A 4,002-nucleotide genomic window follows, 5' to 3' on the forward strand; every position below is an offset into this window, starting at 1 on the left:
GGATGGCGGCAGCGTCGCGAAGCTCAACGCCAGCATGACCGGCAGCGACAGCGCCAGCGCCCAGCAGATCACCTGCCAGCCGCCGAGCTTGCGCGACAGCTTGGCCCCTTCGGCGTAGCCCAGCCCGCAGACGATGATGGCGCCGAGCATCAGGCCGTCGCCGACCGGTGAGGCAGTCACGCCTTGCGCCAGGGCAAAGCTGGCGACCAAAGCGCTGCCAAAGCACGAGAACAGCCAGAAAGCCGGGCGCGGACGGTCGCCGCCGCGCAGCACGCCGAAGATCGCGGTCGCCAGCGGCAGCAGGCCGACAAAGATGATCGAATGCGCCGAGGTGACATGCTTCAACGCCAGCGCCGTCAGCAACGGGAAGCCGACCACGACACCCAGCGCGACGACGGCCAGCGAGACCAGATCCCCTCGCTCCGGACGTTTCTCGCGGAACAGCAGCAGCATCGCGATCCCCAGAAGGCCGGCGATCGCCGCCCGTGCCGCCGTCAGGAAGGTCGGGTCGAAATCCATCACCGCCAGCCGCGTCGCCGGCAGCGATCCGCTGAAGATCAGCACGCCGATGAAGCCGCTGAGCCAGCCGTCGAAACTCTTTTCCATGATCTGCTCCGTTTGCGCTTCCCTACCGGCGCAGGCCATGGTGTCGCCAGAGACAATGGAGTACAATTCCACAAAACTGTAATGGTCGGCAGGGAAGTACAGATGGACACATCAGGCCCAAATGCCAGCGGCGCCACCCTCGTCGAAACCGTCATGGCGGCGATCCGCCAGCGTATCGCGGCGCGCACGCTGACGCCCGGAGCCCGCCTGCCGTCGATACGGGCCATGGCCAAATCCATGCAGGTTTCGAAGTCGACCGTGGTCGAAGCCTATGAGCGCCTCACCGCGGAAGGCACGATCCGTTCGCGCCCGGGTTCGGGTTTCTACGCCGCCGGCCAGCTTGCGCCATTGTCACTCGCCAAGATCGGCCCTCGGCTTGACCGCGCCGTCGACCCCCTCTGGGTGTCGCGGCAATCGCTCGAAGCCGGCGAGGAGATGCTGAAGCCCGGCTGCGGCTGGCTGCCGGCGTCCTGGATGCCGCAGGCTGCCTTGCGCCGGGCGCTGCGCAGCGCGGCGCGCGCTGACGACGTGGCGCTAGCGGACTATGGCACGCCGCTTGGCCTAGCGCCGCTGCGCCAATTGCTGGCAAGGCGCATGACCGAGCATGGCGTCGAGGTCTCGCCGGACCAGATCATGCTAACCGACTGCGGCACCCAGGCCATCGACATTTTGTGCCGCTTCCTGATCGAGCCCGGCGATGCCGTGCTGGTCGACGATCCCTGCTACTTCAACTTTCATGCTCTGATGCGCGCCCATCAGGCCAAAGTGGTCGGCGTGCCTTACACGCCTTCGGGACCGGATATCGAGCTTTTCGCCGCGGCGCTCGCCGAGCATCGGCCGCGCCTCTACATCACCAATTCCGGCATCCACAACCCGACCGGCGCGATCCTGTCGCCGGTCGCCGCGCATCGGTTGCTGAAGCTCGCCGACCAGGCGGATCTCACCATCGTCGAGGACGATATTTTCGCAGACTTCGAGCACAGCGCTGCCCCAAGGCTCGCGGCGTTCGACGGGCTGCAGCGCGTTGTCCAGATCGGCTCCTTCTCCAAGACGCTGTCGGCCTCGGTGCGCTGCGGCTTCATCGCGGCGCCACCCGATTGGATGGAAGGCCTGACCGATCTCAAGATCGCCACGACATTCGGCGGTGCGCGGCTGTCGGCCCACCTGGTGCTGACCTTGTTGAAGGACGGCAGCTACCGCAAGCATATCGAGCAGTTGCGCACGCGCCTGTCGCGCGCCATGGCCGAGACCGCCGGCAGGCTGAAGGCGATGGGCATCACGCCCTGGATCGACCAGCCTGCCGGCATGTTCCTCTGGTGCCGCTTGCCCGACGGCATCGACGCGGCGGAAGTCGCGCGCAATGCGCTGTCGGACAATGTCGTGCTGGCGCCAGGCAACGCCTTCAGCCTGTCGCACACCGCCGGCCGCTTCATGCGCTTCAACGTGGCGCAATGCGAAGATCAGCGCATTTTCAGGGCCCTAAATAACGCGATGGCGGCTCCGCCGCAAAGCCGCGTAGGTGCGACCGGGCTCGAAGCCGGAGGCCCGTCGCGCTTGCCTCCCGCCTCCGGTCCAACCGGCAATTGACAGGCCTCGTCGCGCAGGCGTAGATAGACAGACCTGTCTCATCACCGCCACTATCATGACCGAACCGGCCAGAACCGACAAGCGCCAGCATATCGTTGAAACCGCCTATGGCCTGTTCAAGCGCGTGGGCTTCCACGCCACCGGCATCGACCGCATCATCGCCGAAGCCGACGTGGCCAAGATGACCATGTACCGGCACTTTCCCAGCAAGGACGATTTGATGGTCGAGGTCCTGGCCTACCGTGCGGGGCGCTTCGAACGTCAACTCGACCGTCTCGCCGAACAGGCGGCCACGCCCGAACGGAAAATCGGCATAATCTTCGACTGGTACGGTCGCTGGTTCCACAGCGCCGACTTCCACGGCTGTCTGTTCGCGCATGCCCTGGCCGAGTTCGGCGATCCGGCGCACCCGGTGTTTCAGGCCGCCGCCAGGCAGAAGAACGACCTCAAGCGCCGGATGCGGCTGATCCTCGAAGAGACGATGCCCACCGACGAAGCCGACAGCACTTCCGCCGCCCTGCTAATGCTGATCGAGGGCGCGACGCTGATGGCCCGGATGGGGCAGCCAGACTCCGCCATTCGCGACGCCCGCAAGGCGGCAATGGCCATCCTCGCCGCGCCGGGGAGACCGCGATGAGCGCGACGGTCATTGGCCTGGCACTGTTCGCCGCGATCCTGCACGCCAGCTGGAATGCCTTCCTGCGAACCGGCAGCGACAGACTGTGGACCGTCACGGTCATGAGCTTCTCGGCAACGATCGCCGCCATTCCGCTGGCGATCTTCCATCCCCTTCCAGTGTCATCGGCCTGGCCCTATATCGTTCTCTCGGGCTGCCTTCAGGTCGGCTACAGCCTCTTTCTCGTGGCGGCCTATCGCTACGGTGAATTGGGACAGGTCTACCCGATCGTTCGCGGCTCTGTGCCGCTCCTGGTGACGGTTGGTGGTTTCGTTCTGGCCGGCGAGCGCCTGAGCACGCTTCAGACCCTTGGCGTCGTCCTCGCCGCGCTCGGCATCATGAGCCTTTCCCTTGGCAAAGGGCGCGCGGCGACCAAATCAATCCTGTATGCCTTGGCGACCGGCGTGATCATCGCGGCCTATGCGACGGTCGATGCCATCGGTGTCCGCTCGGTGGGAAGCTCGGGCGCCTACACGGCCTGGGTGCTGTTGACCTACGGCGTGCTGCTCCCGGTCACGTTCATCATCTGCCGCGGCAAGCTCACGGTGGACTTTCGTTCACCGGACGCGCTGAAGGCGCTTGGCGGCGGGATTTTCGCCCTGATTGCCTACGGCGCCGTGGTTGCGGCCTTCGCGCTCGGGCCGGCCGGTCCGATCACGGCCATCCGCGAGACGAGCGTGGTTTTCGCGGTGCTGATCGGACGGCTTTTCCTGGGCGAGACGCTGACGCCGAAGCGCATTGCGGCCTGTGGCGTTGTCGCGCTAGGCGCTATCTGCCTTGGCTATCATGGTTGACTACGGCCGAGAGGCTGTTTCGAAATTCGCTCTGGCGAGTCATTGGTGCGGTTTCGAGAACCGGAGCGGAGCGGACTCTGCGTCCGTGAGCACCGGAAGCGCAGAAACGCCCCCAGATGGCTGCCGGAGTAGAATTTCCAAACGGCCTCTAAGCGCCTGCCCGCTTGCGGCGCTCATACATCATCACCAGCGTCTCGGCGGTCAGCGCCGGCTTCTGCTCGCCTTCGATCTCTACGGTGTTGGCGGCCTTCATAAGATACTGGCCGGGGCCGCGATCCTCCATGGAAAGCAGCGTCGTGCGCAGCCTGATGCGCGCCCCGGCCTTGACCGGCGCCAGGA

Annotated in this window: 4 protein-coding genes and 1 pseudogene; 3 read left to right on the top strand and 2 right to left on the bottom strand. The window is 65.7% G+C overall.

The genetic code is table 11. From position 1 onward, the window contains the following. Nucleotides 1-606, bottom strand: a 606-nt coding sequence (locus tag EOA24_RS29690; protein WP_133374673.1) for a DMT family transporter, incomplete at its 3' end; no start/stop codon positions are given. A 102-nt stretch (nucleotides 607-708) separates the two neighbouring features. On the opposite strand from EOA24_RS29690, the gene EOA24_RS29695 reads away from it, so the two are divergent. From EOA24_RS29695 to EOA24_RS29705, 3 genes are read left to right on the top strand one after another with little or no spacing between them, the layout of a single operon-like run. Next, complete coding sequence (locus EOA24_RS29695) at nucleotides 709-2,193, top strand: PLP-dependent aminotransferase family protein (protein ID WP_245467010.1); 1,485 nt, start codon at nucleotides 709-711, stop codon at nucleotides 2,191-2,193. Between the two features lie 55 nt (nucleotides 2,194-2,248). Continuing rightward, nucleotides 2,249-2,830 carry a TetR/AcrR family transcriptional regulator gene (locus EOA24_RS29700; protein WP_126082233.1) on the top strand — a complete coding sequence of 194 codons (582 nt, stop codon included), beginning with the start codon at nucleotides 2,249-2,251 and terminating at the stop codon, nucleotides 2,828-2,830. Beyond that, entirely contained in the window at nucleotides 2,827-3,663 is an 837-nt protein-coding gene (locus EOA24_RS29705; protein ID WP_126082232.1) for a DMT family transporter, read from the top strand. The genes EOA24_RS29700 and EOA24_RS29705 overlap by 4 nt, the downstream gene beginning before the upstream one ends. A 148-nt stretch (nucleotides 3,664-3,811) precedes the next feature. Here EOA24_RS29705 and EOA24_RS29710 read toward each other — a convergent pair. Continuing rightward, nucleotides 3,812-4,002, bottom strand: a pseudogene (locus EOA24_RS29710) (MaoC family dehydratase); the annotation flags it as partial.

This window comes from Mesorhizobium sp. M2A.F.Ca.ET.039.01.1.1 (assembly GCF_003998035.1).
In the GTDB taxonomy this organism is placed as follows: domain Bacteria; phylum Pseudomonadota; class Alphaproteobacteria; order Rhizobiales; family Rhizobiaceae; genus Mesorhizobium.

What these genes read in the sequence shown, in the direction of transcription:
- EOA24_RS29695 (WP_245467010.1), top strand. Translation starts at nt 709, where the DNA reads ATGGACACATCAGGCCCAAATGCCAGCGGCGCCACCCTCGTCGAAACC.
- EOA24_RS29700 (WP_126082233.1), top strand. Translation starts at nt 2,249, where the DNA reads ATGACCGAACCGGCCAGAACCGACAAGCGCCAGCATATCGTTGAAACC.
- EOA24_RS29705 (WP_126082232.1), top strand. Translation starts at nt 2,827, where the DNA reads ATGAGCGCGACGGTCATTGGCCTGGCACTGTTCGCCGCGATCCTGCAC.